The sequence below is a fragment of the Streptococcus oralis genome, assembly GCF_018448765.2.
Taxonomy (GTDB): Bacteria; Bacillota; Bacilli; order Lactobacillales; family Streptococcaceae; genus Streptococcus; species Streptococcus oralis_BM.
This window is the reverse complement of the sequence record NZ_JAHCMC020000001.1, coordinates 96,513-114,499: the sequence shown is the minus strand read 5'-3', so window position 1 is coordinate 114,499 and position 17,987 is coordinate 96,513. Positions and strand designations below refer to the sequence as shown.

12 protein-coding genes are annotated in these 17,987 nt (G+C 43.5%); 1 reads left to right on the top strand and 11 read right to left on the bottom strand.

All coding sequences use genetic code 11. The features are described 5' to 3' along the window. Positions 1-123: 123 nt before the first annotated feature. The 9 genes from KIH88_RS00545 to KIH88_RS00505 all read right to left on the bottom strand — a co-directional run bounded on the left by KIH88_RS00545 (position 124) and on the right by KIH88_RS00505 (position 11,981). The gene (locus KIH88_RS00545) at positions 124-420 is read right to left on the bottom strand and encodes a bacteriocin immunity protein (protein WP_213988616.1); all 297 of its coding nucleotides are present in this window, start codon (positions 418-420) and stop codon (positions 124-126) included. A gap of 68 nt (positions 421-488) precedes the next feature. Then, positions 489-1,178: a CPBP family intramembrane glutamic endopeptidase gene (locus tag KIH88_RS00540; protein ID WP_213988617.1), complete on the bottom strand. Its 690-nt coding sequence runs from the start codon at positions 1,176-1,178 to the stop codon at positions 489-491. 160 nt (positions 1,179-1,338) lie between these two features. Next, positions 1,339-2,823: an ABC transporter substrate-binding protein gene (locus tag KIH88_RS00535; protein WP_049477589.1), complete on the bottom strand. Its 1,485-nt coding sequence runs from the start codon at positions 2,821-2,823 to the stop codon at positions 1,339-1,341. Positions 2,824-2,931: 108 nt separating this feature from the next. After that, positions 2,932-3,855 (bottom strand): carbohydrate ABC transporter permease, encoded by a 924-nt coding sequence (locus tag KIH88_RS00530; protein WP_000818344.1) that lies wholly within the window; start codon positions 3,853-3,855, stop codon positions 2,932-2,934. Between the two features lie 13 nt (positions 3,856-3,868). Then, entirely contained in the window at positions 3,869-4,798 is a 930-nt protein-coding gene (locus tag KIH88_RS00525) for an ABC transporter permease (RefSeq protein ID WP_000714584.1), read from the bottom strand. Positions 4,799-5,156: 358 nt separating this feature from the next. Beyond that, positions 5,157-7,037, bottom strand: a complete 1,881-nt coding sequence (locus KIH88_RS00520; RefSeq protein WP_213988618.1) for a beta-N-acetylhexosaminidase — start codon at positions 7,035-7,037, stop codon at positions 5,157-5,159. Continuing rightward, entirely contained in the window at positions 7,031-7,900 is an 870-nt protein-coding gene (locus KIH88_RS00515; RefSeq protein WP_213988619.1) for an ROK family protein, read from the bottom strand. Before KIH88_RS00515 ends, KIH88_RS00520 begins: the two co-directional genes overlap by 7 nt. 99 nt (positions 7,901-7,999) lie before the next feature. Next, a complete protein-coding gene (locus KIH88_RS00510) occupies positions 8,000-10,645 on the bottom strand; it encodes an alpha-mannosidase (protein ID WP_213988620.1) in 2,646 nt (881 codons plus the stop codon). Positions 10,646-10,700: 55 nt separating this feature from the next. Next, positions 10,701-11,981 (bottom strand): glycoside hydrolase family 125 protein, encoded by a 1,281-nt coding sequence (locus KIH88_RS00505; RefSeq protein ID WP_213988621.1) that lies wholly within the window; start codon positions 11,979-11,981, stop codon positions 10,701-10,703. A gap of 170 nt (positions 11,982-12,151) precedes the next feature. Here KIH88_RS00505 and KIH88_RS00500 point away from each other — a divergent pair, with 170 nt between their 5' ends. Continuing rightward, positions 12,152-14,236, top strand: coding sequence for a GH92 family glycosyl hydrolase (locus KIH88_RS00500; protein WP_213988622.1), 2,085 nt, complete (start codon positions 12,152-12,154; stop codon positions 14,234-14,236). A 37-nt stretch (positions 14,237-14,273) separates the two neighbouring features. Here KIH88_RS00500 and KIH88_RS00495 read toward each other — a convergent pair whose 3' ends face one another. Then, a complete protein-coding gene (locus KIH88_RS00495; protein ID WP_165442238.1) occupies positions 14,274-15,953 on the bottom strand; it encodes an alpha-L-fucosidase in 1,680 nt (559 codons plus the stop codon). A gap of 525 nt (positions 15,954-16,478) precedes the next feature. After that, positions 16,479-17,984 (bottom strand): zinc ABC transporter substrate-binding lipoprotein AdcA, encoded by a 1,506-nt coding sequence (gene adcA / locus KIH88_RS00490; protein WP_213988623.1) that lies wholly within the window; start codon positions 17,982-17,984, stop codon positions 16,479-16,481. Positions 17,985-17,987 lie beyond the last annotated feature (3 nt).

The following is a 17,987-nucleotide window of genomic DNA, read 5'->3' as shown; positions in this document are numbered from 1 at the left end:
TTCTCTTTTCTATTCTTAAATTTTCAGAATTTTTCATTCAACTATTCTAGTATACCCACTTGAGAAAACGAATGCAATTTATTTGACCGAAAATTATATAGAGAGACCTACCACTGCACTTCATCAGTAACCATAGCGAATCGCAGATAATTCTCTCAATTTTTTGATTTGCTTAGCTTGACTTTCTGACAAACCCAGCTTGTTATCAATCAACACACGTGAGATGTCAACGTTCATTTGGCTCAGAATAAATGGAGTAGAGGTTCCATCGTCCTTTAATCGTTTTTGATAAATCACTAACTGATTTTTCAGGGGAGTAAGTTGAGGCGCAACCTTTATATCTTCCAATAGATGATCAATGATGGTCATCGCTTCACAACGTCTTTCACTTCCTCCAGCAAACCATTTTAATGGTGTCATACTCGTTTCACTCCTGAAATTCGCTTATAAATTGAAAGACTATAATTCTTAACTCTCATGCTAATATTTTACCCAAACACCCTATGTAAAAAAGTCAGTAAAAATGGCAAGGTAGCTACAATATTATTGATCACATGCACCGCATAGGATGGATAAATGCTCTTGGTATAGCGGGTCAAACCAGCAAAGATGATTCCAGATGTTGTAAAAACGAAAATATCTAACAGACTAGGCAGACTTGAAAAATGAGGGAGAGCAAACAAAATGGACGGAAGAAGCAAATCAAGACCACATCTCGAATCTTTAAAAAAGGCGTGTTGCAGTAATCCTCTATAGATTAACTCTTCCATCAGTGGAGTCAGAAAGAACAGGGCTATATAGATACCTAACTCGGCAAAGTTAGTCCCACTATAACCAATCAATACAGCCCAACCTTCAGCAGTTGACTGAACATGTTTAGCTGTCTGAACATTAAAAGAGATCTGGAGCACTACCACTAATACCGTCAAAATCAAATACCAAAGCCATTTTTCTCTTGGAATGCGAAAGAGATAACCATGGCATGTCTTAACCAGAATCCAAATCATGACTCCGATAAATAGCAAACTCAAGATATTTTGAATCCAGAAGAAATTGCCTATCTGGGAAGAAAATTGCCAATAGTTTTGGACAATAAGCGTCAGCTGAGAAAGGCCAAATACGAAAAATAGGTAAGAGAAGACAGCACTCATTTTGAAAAGAAGGCGATATTTTTTCATTATAAATCCTCTATAGATGTATGTGTATCACATCGTATAAACCCTCAGAACCACTCTTTTCATTTTTACATCCTAAAAATCACTACCTCCCCTAGAGAACTAAGGAAGGCAGTGATCACATTTTTAGGAATTAGGAATGAATACACGAAATCAATCGTTCTTATGATTTTTTGTTTTTCAAGAATTCGTCGTATTGTTTTTGCATTTCGTTCAATACTTTTTCGTAGGCACCTTCAGATTTCAATTTTTCCATCAATTCTGGAATAGCTTTATCTGGGTCTACAGTACCAGTGTTGATAGCTGTATCGAATTGTTGCATTGTGTTAGAAATTGCTGAGATTTCAGATTTCACATTGTCAGTGTTAAAGATGAATCCAAGCGCTGGAGATTCTTTAGCTTCTGCCAATTGTTTCTTAGAATCTTCGATTTGTTGGTCTGTAACGTTTTCGTTGATGTAAAGAATCCAGTTGTTACCAGTGTTCCATCCACCCATGTGAGTATTTCCTTTGTAGCCATCAAGGACGCGTACACGGTTTTCTTTACCTTGAATTTTTTCCCAGTTCTTGCCTTCTGGACCGTAAACAAGACCGTTCAAGAGTTCTGGGTTCGTGTTCAAGAGGTTCAACACTTCCATTGATTTTTCTTTGTTCTTAGAGTTGTTTGAGATAACAAAGTTAGCAACTTGTGTTGTTTGGTTTTTCTTGATAAAGTTAGTGATTGGTTTGATTTGGATGTCTTTGTTAGCAACGCGTGAAAGCAAGCTGTTACCGTAGTCAGCTGGTCCTACTGTTTCTTCACGAACAAACCAAGTATCTTGTTGAAGGTCAAATGAAGTGTCGCTTGTTGCTACGTCTTTTGGAATGTATCCTTCTTCATAGAATTTGTGAAGAGTCTTCAAGTGTTCTTTGAAACGAGGCACTTCGTAACGGTTTACGATCTTAGTAGTGTCTCCTTCAAGGTCGATAACAAATGGAAGTCCGTTTGGTACTGGGTAGTCAAAGTTATCAGATGGGATAAAGTTCTTCGTAACCGCAAATGGTACTACATCTGGAGCTTTTTCTTTGATTTGTTTCAAGACTGGCTCAAGTGTTTCGTATGAAGTGACACCTGAAATATCGATACCGTATTTAGCAAGAAGAGTTCCGTTGAAGGCAAAGTTTTGAGATGATGCAACGTTAGCTGCAACTGGTACTGCATAGATCTTACCGTTTACAGTGTTCCCTTTGATGTAAGCTGGGTCAAGTGCTTTGTAAAGCTCTGCTCCTTCTTTTTTATACAATTCTGTTAAGTCAGCATAAGCACCTTTTTGAGCATTTACGACATAGTTAGATGCAAATGCGATATCATAGTTTTCACCAGATGATGTGATAACAGACATTTTCTTATCATAGTCACCCCATCCAAGGTATTGGATATCCAATTTAGCACCGACTTTTTCTTCGATGATTTTGTTTGCATTTTCTAGCAATTCATCCAAGTTGTCTGGTTTGTCACCGATTTGGTACATTTTGATTACAGGTTTTTCACCTGAAGCAGTATCAGCAGCTTTTTTGTTATTACCTGTAAGGTTTCCACAAGCAGCAAGACCAGCAGCCAAAGCGACTACGCTAGCAGATGCAAAAGCATATTTTTTCCAGTTTTTCATGATAAAAACTCCTTTTTTTATTTTTAAACTTATAAACGATTTAATGATTTTTAACTTCAATCGCTATGATGAAGTTGGGAAGGGAGAAACAGTGTTTCTCAGCAAGTGCTATTCTTTGACACCACCGATCGTCAACCCTTTAACAAAGTAGCGTTGGAAGAATGGATACAGAATCGCGATTGGAAGGGTTGCAACAACAACCATGGCCATACGACCTGTTTCTTTCGGTAGAGCAACTCCCAGTTGGCCAGATAGGCCGACTGCTTTTGCAATGTAGTCCATATTTTGCTGAATTTGCATGAGCAAATATTGCAATGGATACAAGTTGTCACTCTTGATGTAAAGAAGGGCGTTGAACCAGTCGTTCCAGAAACCAAGAGCTGTCAAAAGCGTGATGGTTGCGATACCTGGAAGTGACAAGGGCAAACAGATTTGGAAGAAGATCCGAGCTTCACTGGCACCATCGATACGAGCGGATTCTAGAATAGCTTCTGGAATGGTCTTCTTGAAGAAGGAACGCATCAAGATGATGTTGAATGGTGAGAGAAGCATTGGAACAATCAAGGCCCAAACTGTATCACCGAGTTGAAGCAAACGAGTGACCACGATATAGCCTGGTACCAAACCAGCGTTGAACAACATACTAAGAAGAGCGAAGATTGTAAAGAATCTGCGGTACTTAAAGGTTGTACGTGAGATGGCGTAGGCATAAGTGGTTGTGATGAAGACATTGGTCACTGTTCCAACTACGGTTACAAAAACTGAGATAAAGAGCGCTTGGAGGATCTTATCTTTAAACTGAGCCAAGAACTGGAATCCATCTACACCAAACTTCGAAGGGAAAAAGCTATATCCATACTGGAGGATGCTCTTTTCGTCTGTCACCGAAATGATGATAACGAAGATAAAGGGCAAGATACAAGAAAGAGCGATCAAACCAGAGATGATACTAAAGAAGATATCTGCTTTCTTACTGAAGGAGTGAATGCCGACATTATCGATTTTTTCTTTTTTAATTTTCTTTTCTGCCATATTCTCCTCCTTTCTAGAACAAAGCTGAGTTTGGATCGACTCGTCTTGCAAGCAAGTTTGATAGGATAACCAGTATCAAGCCGACTACGGATTGGTAAAGACCGGCTGCTGAAGCCATACCGATATCTGCAGTCTGAGTCAAACCATTAAAGACATATACGTCCAAAACGTTGGTTACATTGTAAAGCTGACCAGCATTGTGGGGGATTTGATAGAAGAGACCGAAGTCTGCACGGAAGATATTTCCGACTGCAAGAATGGTCAAAACTGTCACAAGTGGAGTCAACTGAGGAATGGTTACGTTGCGAATTCGTTGCCACTTGCTAGCCCCGTCCACTGTTGCTGCTTCGTAGTAGGTTGGGTCAATTCCCATGATCGTCGCATAGTACATGACACTGCTATATCCAAATCCTTTCCAAATACCTAGGAAAAGGAGAAGATATGGCCAAATGCCTAAGTCAGCGTAGAAGTTGACTTCCTTCATGCCAATGGATGTTAGAAAATGGTTGAACACCCCTTTATCAATGTTTAGGAAGGCATCTGTAAAGAAACTGATGATAACCCATGACAGGAAGTAAGGGAACAACATAGACGTTTGGAAAATCTTAACCATTCTCTTAGAGCGAAGCTCGCTGAGGATGATGGCAATCCCTACTGATACAATCAAACCGATAAAGATAAAGCCGAGATTATAAAGAACGGTATTTCGAGTGATGATAAAGGCATCTTTTGAACTAAACAAGAATCTGAAATTATCTAACCCGACCCATTTACTATTCACAATACTATCTATGAAACCATTACTGGTCATATGGTAGTCTTTAAAGGCGACCACATTCCCAAATACTGGAATGTAAAAGAATAGAATCAACCAGAGTGCCCCTGGTAAAACCATCAAGAGAAAAATCCAGTTATCTCTCAAGGTCTTTGAAAACTTTTTCATAATTTCCTCCCTTTTTATTCCTAAAAACTGATTTCATCGAATTTTTAGGTTTGATAACGATTACATTATTAGTATACTCCTATTTGAAGGTCAGGTTAAACTACTAATTATAGAAAAAACTCCACAAATTATTTTATGTGGAGAAGTTTTTTTATAAGAAATAGGTTTCACGAGAAACACTCTGAACAAGGGAAACTGTTCTTGTTTTTATACTCAATGAAAATCAAAGAGCAAACTAGGAAGCTAGCCGCAAGCTGCTCAAAGCACTGCTTTGAGGTTGCAGATAAAACTGACGAAGTCAGTAACATCTATACGGCAAGGCGAAGCTGACGTGGTTTGAAGAGATTTTCAAAGAGTATTAAGTCGTATAAATCGTCGATGCGGTCGCAATGGTGTGCCACTGGTTGGCTGTTGTGGCTGCAAAGTCCTTGTCTCCATAAAAATCGTTAAATGGAAGGATTTCGACTTCTAATTCTTCGATGCGGTCAATCTGACCTGCCAGATAAGCCTCGATGCGACTTTCTGCTCGCTTGATCCTTTGTAAGAGTCCGCCCATACGGATATCAACCGTATCCAAACCAAAGACCTTGTTTTCTTTCAGCCATTGTTGACTAAAGAGTTTGTGGAAGGTTTCAATCTCACTTCTGAGTTTTGGTAATTCTTCCCTGGCGATTTGCTGCAAGCTGACTTTGTCACCGACTTTATAAGTTTCACGAATGCGTCGTCCAACATCAACCTTACTACTTAAAATAGCATTCAACTGAGCCTGAGTTTCAAAGAGATAGGCGTAGATGCCTGCTTTGTCTTTGATAGCAGCAAGCGTCTCAGCTGCCTGAGCGAAGTGGGGTTTGTCCTGTTCAGGTGTCATGTGTCGATCAAGAATCGGACAGAGAACATCCTGATAAAAGACATAGCGGTTGGGATTGATCCCGCTGAGATTGCCTGGTAGGTCTGGCAAGAGATTAGCTTGGTCAATCTGCATAAAGTCCTCAACGGATAGACCCGTATTGGTCTTGAAGTGTGCAGACAAACGGGCTAGGTCATTGCGGTAGCTGAGTTCTGCCCAGATTTGCAGACTTGGTAGGATAGAGAACTGAGCAGTTTCTCCACCATTGTCCCCCCAACCCGTCACGATGACTTCTTTTATCTGATTAGCACGACAGGCTTTGTTGGCTTCAAGAGCAATAAGACGGCTGAAATGGTTGTTGGGTGTGAACCCAATCCACTTCCAAGCCCCACCTGCAAAGGCAATATCTTGGCTAATCTTGTGATGGTTGCGGAAATTGCGGTTGTATTTTTCCTCGCTATCCTGATAATAGTCCCAGTAAACCAAGGTTACACGGTCTTTGAGACGATCTAGGTAGACACGCGTTTCCTCAGGAATTTCCACATCGCGGTCATACTGGCCATCTGTTGACATGAGTTTAAAGAACATATCGCTCCACATTTGGCAGTGGAAACCATACTTGTCTGCAATATCCAGTACACGCTCCAAGTGTTGGCACATGAGGAGACTACGGTCTACAACACCGTTCAAGATGAGGTAGCGTCCCAAGCCAACCAAGTGGGCTTCATCCATCCCGATATTGACCTTGCGAGTCTGCAGTTTAGATAGAGTGGCAAACATGCCATCAATCAAATCATAAACCTTTTCTTCGCCAATAAGGAGAATGTCTTCTACATCGCGGAGTTCTTGCACTTCTTTGACACCCCATTTGACAAAGGCTGATAAGTGGGCCAAGGTTTGGATGCATGGGACAAAGGTCATATCAAACTGCTTAGCGTAGGCTTCGATTTCCTGCAACTCCTCTGCTGAATAGGCGCCACGGAAATAACCAAAGTAAGGCCGTCCCTCAATCTGGTAGGTGTCTTCCATGTAAAGCTCAAAGGTTGAGTAGCCCATGAGAGCCAAGACCTCAATCATCTGTTTGGCAGAAGCGACATTCAAAACTGCATTTCGAGAACAGTCAGCCATGTAGGCTAAATCTTCATAAGCCGCCTGCTCCTCAATCGCTACTTTGTCACCTTCTACTAGAGCTGTTGCTAACAAGGACAAGGCACGGTAAAGTTGGTGAGGTTTTCGATAGGTTAGTTGATAGTGTCCACCTTCACCCTTGATAGAGATAGAGGCTTGGTCAGACTGAGCGACAGCTACCTCTACATCTGGCAGAGAAATGTGATTTTTTAATGCTTCAATAGCTTGCGTTTGCTTGGAACTAAGTCCTGTAAATCTTACCACTGATTTTCCTCCTGTAGCCAGTTGACAAGGGCACCGTAGAGATTAGCATCTGCATGATAGGTGCAAGCTTGGATAACAGGTGCGACCGTGTATTCTTCGTAGGTTTCGACAAATTCATCGACAGCTTTTTTGACGCCTTGGATAAAAGCTGGATTTTGACTAATAGATCCTCCCAGACTAATGACATCTGGATCGATCAGATACTGGATATTGAGCAAGCCTTGCGCCAGATTACGGTTCATGCGCTCAATCGCTTCTTGGCAAAGGGCATTGCCTGCTGCAGCTTCTTGGTAAATCTTGCGACCATCCCAGTCAGTCTGACCAGATTTTTCAATCACGTAGCGCACCATATTTCCAGTTGACGCTAGTTGCGACCAGTTGTTGAGTTTTTCAGCTGGTGCAATAGTTGTCATGTAGCCAAACTCTCCTCCCAAGCCGTGGCGACCACGGTGAAGTTTTCCATTGATAATCATAGCTCCGCCAATCCCTGTCCCAATCACGACACAGGCTGCATTTTCAATCTCTGGGTGAGCCAGCAGTTCACTAAGTCCAACACAGTTGGCATCATTTTCTAGATGGACAGGCAGCTGATGATGAGCAAGGGCCTCATACCAAGAAAAACCGTGAATATAAGGTACGGCACTAATTCCCTCAATCACACCTGTTTCTTGATTGACCGCGCCTGGAACGCTCATGGCAATGCCCTTATAATCTTTCTCCGACAGACGTTGGTCTAGCCATACCAGTAAATCTTCTAGGGTTTCTGGTGTCGGTGTACTTGTCTTATCTAGTATCTTTCCATCAGGAGTCAGACTGGTAAACTTAATCCCAGTCCCTCCGATATCAATAGTTGCAATGGTCATTGTTCTTTACCGTAAAAAGGGGCGAATCAGCAGTTAGCCCTTACTCTTTCGCCCCTCCTTTCTATCTCATAGTATTAGTTATCAAACACTTTAAAACTGTTAAATGTCTTCTTTTTTGATCAATTCTGTACGAATTTCTTGTGGTGCTAAGAGTCCTGAATGAACGGGATATGGTCGCTCAAGTAAGTCCAAAATGGTTTGTTGGTGTTCTGATATGCGAACATTTTCTTGGCTCATATTGTAGTAACGGAGGACATATCCTTCTTCATTTTCCGCCACTTTAAAGGCTGTTGGGCAAACTTGTGGTAAGCTAAGTGCCGCGTGACTCAAGAGACTACCAGTCGCTGCCACACTTCCTTCTTGTTTAGCAACTTGAAGACCAGTGAATGGTGTTTGGAAGGCTTTGGCACGACGGAAAGCTGAGAAACGTTCCCCTGCTTGGTGGCATTCAAGCGCAAACTCGACTTCAAACTCACGCAAGCACTGAGCCTCTGGTGTTGGGAAGTAACCCCAGTCTCCTAGCTCACCTGAGGCACGAAGAATGGTCACTGCAATGGTGTCATCTCCAAGGATTTCATACTCGTGCAATCCTTTATTGGCCACCGTCACCCCTTTTTCATCATCATAAAGGCTGACAAAGGCTTGTTGGTGTTGTGGATTTTCAGGATTTTCCCAAGAAGCAGCTGGTTTGTTTGGTCTTGTCACCACCTCATAGATACTTTCAGAGTCATTGCTTGGACGAGTGTTATGAGTCTTAACCAAGAGACGGATACGGTGGTCCTTGGCTGTGTTAGTAAAGCGAGTCTTGAAACGAATTTGTGGATTGTCAACAAAGACGGTCATCTCTGTTTCCAGAGGAAGGGTTGTCAATTCATCTGAACGTCCAGCTTCACGCGTCATAAACTCGATGATGCCCCTCTGTTCCGCATCCAGTTTTTCATCTGCACTTACTGGAATTGTCAATTCATGCTGGAGCAAAATCTTGGCAAAACGTGCTGTATTTTCCAAGACTTCACAGCCTTTGAGTTCTGCGTAGATAGGCTCTGTTCCTTTTGGTTGGAAATAGATGTACTCATTTCCGATGTCACCACGGTCTTCAAAACGAAGAACATCCTCATAAGCTTCATGAGTTGTCTTGTCGTAGACTGTGATATTGTCATCCACACTGACCGTTACAAATGGCGTATCAATCACTCCGTTTTGGTAAATACCGTCACGGTGTTCTTGTTCTCCTTCGAGCAATTGGAAGGTTGTCCAAGAAAGTGGTGCCAGATGAACAGGTACTGTCACGCGCACTTGTCGAGCGATGCGAGCCTGACGGAACTTATCTTTTGGCAAATCATACTCAAAGTTAGCTCCCAGATCTTCGATTTTCGCTTCTACAGCATGTCCTTCCAAGTCTTCGACACGGTAGCTTGGCAAGGTCAAGGCTGCCATTTTCTTGTAGCCTTCTGTTGGGTGCAATTCTTTGAAATCACAAGTCGCTACATCAATCACGGTGCTGACTGTATCAACCTTGTCATGCAAGCCTGTGTTGATAACGGTAAATAGGTGGTCGCTTTGCGCTTCGTGGGTTGCGATTTTGCCCTTCCACTCGTTGAGAAGGTTGGTCTTAACGAAGTTTCCGACTTGGTTAACCTTGGCAAAACGTGTCTCCATCTCACGGTGAACCTCGTCCACGCTACAGCCACAGATACTGTCATGTGGCGCATTTTGTAGAAGGACTTTCCAAGCATAGGTCAACTGGTCCTTATGGTTGTGCCCACCAGTGATGACAGTCAATGGCTCCACTACTTGTTCTAGGAGGTTGCTATTTTCTTGGAAGGCTTGTTTGAGGTAAATGCGTGATGAAGAAGTATTGGCAAGCGTGTACCAGCCATCTGTTTCCTGACTGGTCAACTCACCTGTAACCGTTGATAACTGCTCTGGTAGAGCACTTTCTACTGCATGGACATAGTCATCAAAGGAACTATGTACAAAAGTCACATCTGGGAAGAGTTCATTGGCTACACGAATAGCTTCGCTCAGATTTCGCTGTACAGGCTGGTGGTCACATCCATTCATCATCAACCATTGATTGGTCGAAGCGTAGTCACGCACGTCTGACAATTTTTGTTTCCAGAAAGTTAGGGCCTCATCCTTATCAACTGGGATTTCATTCCCATTACTATACCAGTTGGCAAAGAGGATACCGAGGACACGACTTCCGTCTGCACCCTGCCAGTACATTTCTGAAAACTGGGAAGTAAACTGCTCATCTTCGAGAACTTGGTTGTCAAATCCAATCGGCTTCACACCACGTCCAAAAGCTGCCACGTGAATGCCTGATTTTTGAAGGATTTGAGGAGCTTGTCCCATATTTCCAAAGGTATCTGGGAAGTAACCAATCTGAGTGGATCTGCCCCATTTTGCACATTCTGCTTGACCAATCAAGGTATTGCGGACGTTGGCTTCACTTGAAATCAAGTAGTCATCCTGCAAAATGTAAAAGGGACCAATTTTGAGTTTGCCTTCGTCAATGTAACGTTGGACTTTGTCGCGATTTTCAGGGCGAATCTCCAAGTAGTCATCCAGGACAATAGTTTGTCCATCCAAGTGGAAACTCTTGAACTCAGGGTCATTTTCAAAGAGATCAAAAAGATTGTCAAACAATTCCACCAGCTGCATCCGATGGCTTTCAAAAGGCAGATACCACTCACGGTCCCAGTGACTATGTGAGATAATATGTACAACAACATTTTCCATGAAGTAAAACCTCATTCTAACTTAAATTTTTATTTCTATCTAACTAAAGAACTGACTAGCGAATATCTAGGTAATCCAAGACCAACTCGCAGAACATCATGTTGGCCCAAGAGAACCATTCACGAGAGTAGAGAGTTGGGTCGTCCACATGGAAGCTTTCATGCATGACACCTGTGCCCCCATCGCAAGCAACCAGCTGATCCAGCAAGAATTTCTTCTCTGCCTTATCACTTGTTGTCAAGCCTTGGATAGAAAGGGCAATGGGCCAGATATAACGATAGAAGGTGTGAGAACTTCCGAGCCCACTAGCATATTCACCTTGGTAGAAATATGGATTTTCAGGGCTCAAAATGGTACGACGTGTTGCTTGATACACTTCGTCTTCAATGTCGCAATAGCCCAGATAAGGCGCAGCCAGCAGACTCGGTACATTTGGATCATCCATGATGCTAGCATTTCCTAGGCCATCCACTTCAAAGGCGTAAATCTTTTCACCCTTGCTGTTAGTTGTGTAGGCGTAATTTTCGATGCCTTCTTGGATTTCAGCTTGCAGACGTTTAGCGTCTACAATGATACTTGAGCTATCAACTAGGTCTAGTTCTGCAAAGATTTCTTGCACATACCCCAATACGACTACGGCAAACATATTGGACGGAATCAAATAGCTATACTGGCAGCAGTCATCACTCGGACGAAAGGCTGACCAGGTCATACCTGTCACTGCAAAGTCAGGTCCAAAGCCATCATTTACCAGAGTATCTTCCTTGCGGTCCGTATCACGGACAAAACGATAAGGAGAGTTCTTGTGGTCTTGTTCCACTGTCCACAGATGAAGAATTTCCTTGGTCGCTGCGACAAAAGTCTCATCAAATTGACTGGTCTCGCCAGTCTCTTTCCAAAGGAGATAAGCCAGCTGCAAAGGATAACAAAGCGAGTCCACCTCGTACTTACGCTCCCAAATCCAGCCGTTAAGGTCTGTGTGGTCAGTCTCATGGTGCCCCTTCCAGTTCTCCTCAATGTTAAAGGAGTTGGCATACGGATCCTTGAGAATCAAGGTCATCTGACGCTTGACCAAACCTGCAATGGTCTGACGCAAGAGAGGATCTTTTTTAGCCACATGAAGGTAGGGTCTAAGTTGGGCTGTCGAATCCCGAAGCCACATGGCAGGAATATCCCCAGTCAAGACAAAAGTTGAGCCATCTTCTAAGATTTCAACCGTATTGTCCAAGGTATCTGTATAGCAACGCTCGAAGACATCCACCCACTCGGGATGGTCCTTAGCCCGCTCCGCTACTTCGTTCAGCCATTCTCTAACAATTTCTTTCGAATAAATCATCGTGCAGTTTCCTCTTTCAAACAAGTTTCATGTTCAGTATATAGTTTTTGAGACAGAAAATACATACACAAATGATAGTCATTTTTCTACAAAATAGTTATCTTTGAAACTCCTTTTCTAAAGACCTCATTTTTCTGATATAATGTAGAAAAACAGCTAAAGGAAATACTATGAAACCACTACTTGAAACCATCGATACCCGCTTTGGGACTGCTAGCAAGCATGCCTTTTCTCGGGGAAATACCCTGCCCTACACGGGCGTCCCTTTCGGGATGAATTATTTTGTGCCCCAGACCAGCGATCAGGATGGAGCTTGGTTTTTCGATCCGCATCTGCCCATTTTTCAGGGGATTCGCTTAACCCATCAGCCCAGCCCTTGGATTGGGGACTACTCATGGCTCCTTCTGACACCTGTCACCGGCCAGCTTGGGGGAGATAGCCTCTTTCACCGCCAGTCTTCTTATGATATAGATAAAGCTTGCTTCCAGCCTCACTATTTGAAACTCTTTTCTCTGCGCTATCAGATTGAAATCCAGCTCACACCGACTTGCTATGGTGCTTCTATTCGTTTGGAGCAAAAGCAAGGCAAAGCCCTCTCCCTCTATCTTCACGCAGCAGATGAACTGACAGTCAAGCAAGTAGATAAGCGAACTCTTTCCCTACGGCAAGAAGGCAAAACTGAGACTACCAAAAATCCTCTGATACTGTTTACTGCTCTACAAATGAATACGGATATTCTTGCTGTCAGCCAAGAAGACGGGGACTGGCGAATTGACTTAGCAAACAGCTATGCTGAGATCCAACTAGCAACTTCTTTCATATCGCCTTCTCAAGCTCTGGTTAATCTACCTCAAGAAGATTTTGACAGCTGTAAAGCTAGTGCCCAAGCAGACTGGGAAAATCTTCTCCACCGTTTTGACGTTATCGAGACAGGAGAGGCTGACCGAACCTTCTTTGACCACTGCCTTTACAGACTCTTCCTCTTCCCGCAGACTTTTTATGAGGTTGATGAATCAGGGCAAGCCATCCACATGGATCTGGCTACTGGTACTATCAAGCCCGGCGTCCTCTTTAGCAACAATGGCTTCTGGGATACCTTCCGCACCACCTTCCCCCTCTTTGCCCTTATCATACCGGAGCACTATCACCGCTTTTTAGAAGGTTTCCTCAATAGCTACCGCGATACTGGATTCCTTCCAAAATGGCTAGCTCCGGACGAACGGGGTATGATGCCTGGTACCCTTTTAGATGGCATTATCGCAGACAGCGCCTGCAAGGACATGGCCCCCGACCTAGAAAAAGAACTCCTTCAAGCCATGCTTGAAACAGCCACTAAGTCCGACCCTCTCGGCATCAATGGCCGCCACGGACTAGCCCAATACCAAGAACTGGGCTACCTCTCTACCGACCACCACGAAAGCGTCAGCCATACCCTAGACTATGCCTATAGTGATTTTTGTATCGCCAGCTGTGCCGAAAAACTAGGTCAGAATGACATCGCGGAAACTTATAGAACTGCGTCTCAAAATTACCGTCATCTATTTGATGCTGAGACAGGTTACATGCGAGCGCGAGATAGCCAAGGCAACTTCCGCCCTGACTTCTCTCCTTATGGTTGGGGACGCGACTACGCCGAATGCTCTGCCATTCAATCGACTTTAGGCGTCCTCCATGACATCCCAGGCTTAATCCAACTTATGGGTGGAAAAGAAGCCTTCAGCAATTATCTATTGAAAGCCTGTCAGGACGCTCCTCTCTTTGAAACCACCGGCTATGGTTACGAGATTCACGAGATGAGCGAGATGGCAACAGCTCCCTTTGGACAACTCGCCATCTCTAACCAGCCTAGCTTCCACATCCCTTATCTCTTCCGCTACAGCAACTACCCAGACTACACTGCCCTTCTCATCAAGACGCTCCGTCAGAAAGCCTTTCACCCCAGCTGGAAAGCCTATCCTGGCGATGAGGACAATGGCAGTCTCTCTGCTTGGTACATCTGGTCAGCTCTTGGATTCTACCCGACCTGTCCGGGCAAACCAAGTTATGATCTCGGAATCCCTCTCTTTGACCATCTCCGTATCTACCTAGCTAAGGAAAATAAATGGCTGGATATCCATGCCGAGCAAAACCACAGCCATTTCAACTTTGTCAAAGAATGCCGATTGGACAAGACTATAGTATCTAGCATTCAACACCAAGACCTCTTGAAAGCTGAGCAACTGACCTTCACCCTCAGCTGGCTACCAAATCACTAATAACCCAAAAAACCTTTGCATCGCGCAAAGGTTTTTTTTATGAAACTTGGACTTGAAGTTGATCTACAAGCTGACCACCCACCGTTAGGTTCAGATAGAAATCCAAGGTTTTATCTCCTGTATAATACAAGGTTGGAAGCGTCAATCTTTTTTCAGTCTCGCCAACTTGAAACGCAAGGACTTGAATCTCATCCTGATAAGCGACACCATGTACACCCGTCCCTGGTTGAATCGAAATCTTAGCTTCTAAAGGACCACTACATTCTCTGCGCTTAACTGTAAAGTGGACATTTTCTCCCTTGGTCACAGCTAGACTTTTTTCTGAAAACTCTAGTTGCTGAACAGCTTCTTTTTTCAACAAGGTAGGTGTTTTATAGAGTGAAATTTTGGTCAACAAAGGCAAAGCCTGTGCCTCTGTAATGGTCACGCGTATCTTCTGCGCCTCAACGACTGATCCTCGTAAGAGACGTTTGTAGCCAACAGTATAACCAGAGCCAAACTCCTGCCAGACACCATCCAACTCTACCTGAACATGGAAAGCAGCGATGCGTTGCCCCAACTTCAAATCTTCTCTTAACTCAATCACATCAAAAGTTTTAAGTGCCCCTAAATCGAGCTCTAATTGGATTGGCAACTCTGCATCACTTGCCCAAGAACTAGCCTCCAGTCCATCTGTCAGATGATGACAAGCAAAGTCTGGTGATAGAGCAGGGCCAGATACCTTGGCTCCCAGAGCTAAATCTTCCCTATAGAGTGTGTCACGGTAGGCAGCAAATTCATACAGTCGCCGGATATCCTTTTCGTCAAAGAGGCCATCTTGGTTTGGCGGAATATTGAGTAAGAGAGGTGTACCCCGACCCACCGAGTGAAAGTAGAATTCGACCAATTCCTCGAGAGACTTGGGGTCCTGATCCTCATGGTAAAACCAGCCCGGCCGAAGAGAAACATCTGCCTCACCGATTGAAAATAGCGTCCCAAAGGGGTCTCCGTGCTGTAGATAATCTAATTCCGCCTCTGTTCCTAACTGGTCTGGTTTGACCTTTTGCCACAAGGGATCCCCTGCATAGCCTCGTTCATTTCCAATCCAGCGAATACTGGTCTCTTCAGTTGAGAAAATCAAACAATCGCCCTGCAAGTCACGAATGGTTTCAAACCAAGTCTCAAACTCATAGTTGACCTTCTGGGCCCCTTCTCCTCGAGCACCATCCATCCACACCTCAGCGAACTTACCAGCATTTCCATAGGCAGGATTTGACAAGATTTCCTTCAATTGAGCCAGATAGTAGGCATTGTAGCCCGCTTCTCGGTCAACGTGATAGAGGGGACTGTGAGCATCCCAAGGAGACAAATACACTCCCATATCCATGTCAAACTCAGTCGCAGCTTGGGAAACTTCGAGAAGCAAATCCCCCTTTCCATCCCTCCAAGGGCTAGCCTTGACCGAATAATCTGTATGTACTGTCGGGTAGAGGACAAAACCATCGTGGTGCTTAACCACCAAAATCAGCTTTTTAAAACCTGTTTCTTTGAGTACCCGAACCCATTCACGCGCATCCAACTTGGTCGGGTTGAAACGCTTAGGATCCTCTCGCCCACTTCCCCATTCTTGGTCATAAAAGGTATTGGGACCAAAATGGATAAAGGCAGCTAGTTCATCCTCTAAATAAGCTAGCTGGGCCTGATTTGGTAATGGTCCATGCGGTTTTATTTTCGTCATCATCTCACATCTCTTTCTCTTGTTCACAAAGTTATCCACAACTTGTGGATAAGAAAGCATACCTAAAAACTAATTTCTTCAGACTCCAGCTCTTAGACTTTGGACCTGTAAATCTAAACAGATCTTTGTAAAATAGCTCTGTACTAGGATTTCTGCTAGCTCTCTAGCAAGTCACTAATATACAGAACTATTATCAGGATACTTCAACACCCTGAGTTGTATGTCATTTCCCCCCTAGACTTATCCACAGACTGTGAATAAACTATTGTTCCAGACCACTCTCTCTTTGACTATAACAAAAAGCGATAGCAGCGTCAATATGACTAAGCTCCCTTCCTAAATCCCCTGAAAAGATTCTATAATTTGTACAATCGTAGCTTTTGCATTCGCCAGCTAGTGAGAATCAGCCAGTAGAAAATGACCTCTTTATCACATTGTGAACAGCACAGCTGTGATACTATAATACCTAACAACCTAATCATTTCCAGCAAAAAATCCCGCAGATTTGCGGGATTCTCTCTTGCATCAATGTGCCAACATTTCTTGGGCGATTTCTTGGCCAGATAGGTTATCTGGATAGTAGGTTGGCCAGTTATCCATCTCTTCAAAGAGGGCCTCTTGGCTAGTACCTCCAAAGAAGATATGGAAATGTTCTGCCTTAACTGGGGCGATATTGTGGTCACTAAACTGAACATACTTGAACTGTCCAGCGTCCGCATCTGTCGCTTCAAAGAGGAAGCGCACACCACGATTGCCTTTCTTATAGGTCAAGATTTTCTTGCCGACATACTTGTAGGTGAATTTCTTGCTTTGGCCACCTTGAACAAATTCCATAGTGTTATCCGTGATGTTGATCTTAGTCACATCTGTCTGATAGCCTTTTCTATAGTAGGCCTTGTACTCATCCTTGGTCATCTTACCAGTCAACTTAGCCTTGTAGTCAAAGACTTGATCAAAGGTCCCATCTTCAAGGAAAGGATAAACTGACTGCCAGTTGCCTACATAGTCACTCAAGGTACGGTCTTTGACATCTGCATCCTCAAAGTAACCATTGTGAACTGTCTTGGTGTTTTCTTCCTTTTCTGGCTCAATTTCTGGCCCTTCTTGGTCTGTTGTTTGTTTCAAAGCCTTGAGGTTTTTCTCCATGATAGAGATGTAATTTTCTCCCGCCTTGGTGTCCTCTTCAGTCAGACTTTCTAAAGGATTGAGGACATCTGTTTTGACACCTGCCTCTTTTGAAAGTGTATTAGCAAGGGCTTGTGAGGCATTTTCTTCAAAGTAGATATAAGAAATCTTGTTTTTCTTGATATACTCTGTCAATTCTGCCAGACGAGCAGCTGATGGCTCTGCATCTGGAGAGAGACCTGAAATTGCGACTTGTTTGAGTCCATAGTCCAAGGCAAGATAGTTAAAGGCTGCGTGCTGAGTCACAAAGCTCTTTTGTTTAGCTTGAGACAAGCCTTCTGCATAAGCCTTATCCAAGGCTTTCAATTTTTCGATATAGGCAGCAGCATTCTTCTCAAAGGTTTCTTTTTTATCAGGATAATCTGCTGACAAGCTGTCACGGATATGCTCTACTAGTTTAACGGCACGAACTGGTGATAACCAAACATGGGGATCGAACTCATGGTGATGGCCTTCTTCTCCATGGTCATGGTCTCCCTCTTCTTCCTCACCACCTGGCAAAAGTAACATATCGCCTGTCGCCTTGATGGTTTTCACCTTTTTCTTATCCAAAGTATCTAGCAATTTTGGAACCCAAGTTTCCATATTTTCATTTTCATAGACGAAGGTATCTGCGTCTTGGATTTTAGCAACTGCCTTGGCAGACGGTTCGTATTCGTGAGGTTCTGTACCAGCACCGATTAGGAGTTCTACATTAGCAGTATCTCCTGCGACTTGCTTGGTAAATTCGTAGACAGGGTAAAAGGTTGTCACGATATTTAGCTTCCCATTTGCCTGTTTTTGATTGGAACAAGCCACTAAAAACAGGGCACATAGACTAGCTAGTAGTAAGCTCAGTTTTTTCATTTC

What these genes read in the sequence shown, in the direction of transcription:
- KIH88_RS00545 (WP_213988616.1), bottom strand. Translation starts at nt 420, where the DNA reads ATGACACCATTAAAATGGTTTGCTGGAGGAAGTGAAAGACGTTGTGAA.
- KIH88_RS00540 (WP_213988617.1), bottom strand. Translation starts at nt 1,178, where the DNA reads ATGAAAAAATATCGCCTTCTTTTCAAAATGAGTGCTGTCTTCTCTTAC.
- KIH88_RS00535 (WP_049477589.1), bottom strand. Translation starts at nt 2,823, where the DNA reads ATGAAAAACTGGAAAAAATATGCTTTTGCATCTGCTAGCGTAGTCGCT.
- KIH88_RS00530 (WP_000818344.1), bottom strand. Translation starts at nt 3,855, where the DNA reads ATGGCAGAAAAGAAAATTAAAAAAGAAAAAATCGATAATGTCGGCATT.
- KIH88_RS00525 (WP_000714584.1), bottom strand. Translation starts at nt 4,798, where the DNA reads ATGAAAAAGTTTTCAAAGACCTTGAGAGATAACTGGATTTTTCTCTTG.
- KIH88_RS00515 (WP_213988619.1), bottom strand. Translation starts at nt 7,900, where the DNA reads ATGACCATTGCAACTATTGATATCGGAGGGACTGGGATTAAGTTTACC.
- KIH88_RS00510 (WP_213988620.1), bottom strand. Translation starts at nt 10,645, where the DNA reads ATGGAAAATGTTGTTGTACATATTATCTCACATAGTCACTGGGACCGT.
- KIH88_RS00505 (WP_213988621.1), bottom strand. Translation starts at nt 11,981, where the DNA reads ATGATTTATTCGAAAGAAATTGTTAGAGAATGGCTGAACGAAGTAGCG.
- KIH88_RS00500 (WP_213988622.1), top strand. Translation starts at nt 12,152, where the DNA reads ATGAAACCACTACTTGAAACCATCGATACCCGCTTTGGGACTGCTAGC.
- KIH88_RS00495 (WP_165442238.1), bottom strand. Translation starts at nt 15,953, where the DNA reads ATGACGAAAATAAAACCGCATGGACCATTACCAAATCAGGCCCAGCTA.
- adcA (WP_213988623.1), bottom strand. Translation starts at nt 17,984, where the DNA reads ATGAAAAAACTGAGCTTACTACTAGCTAGTCTATGTGCCCTGTTTTTA.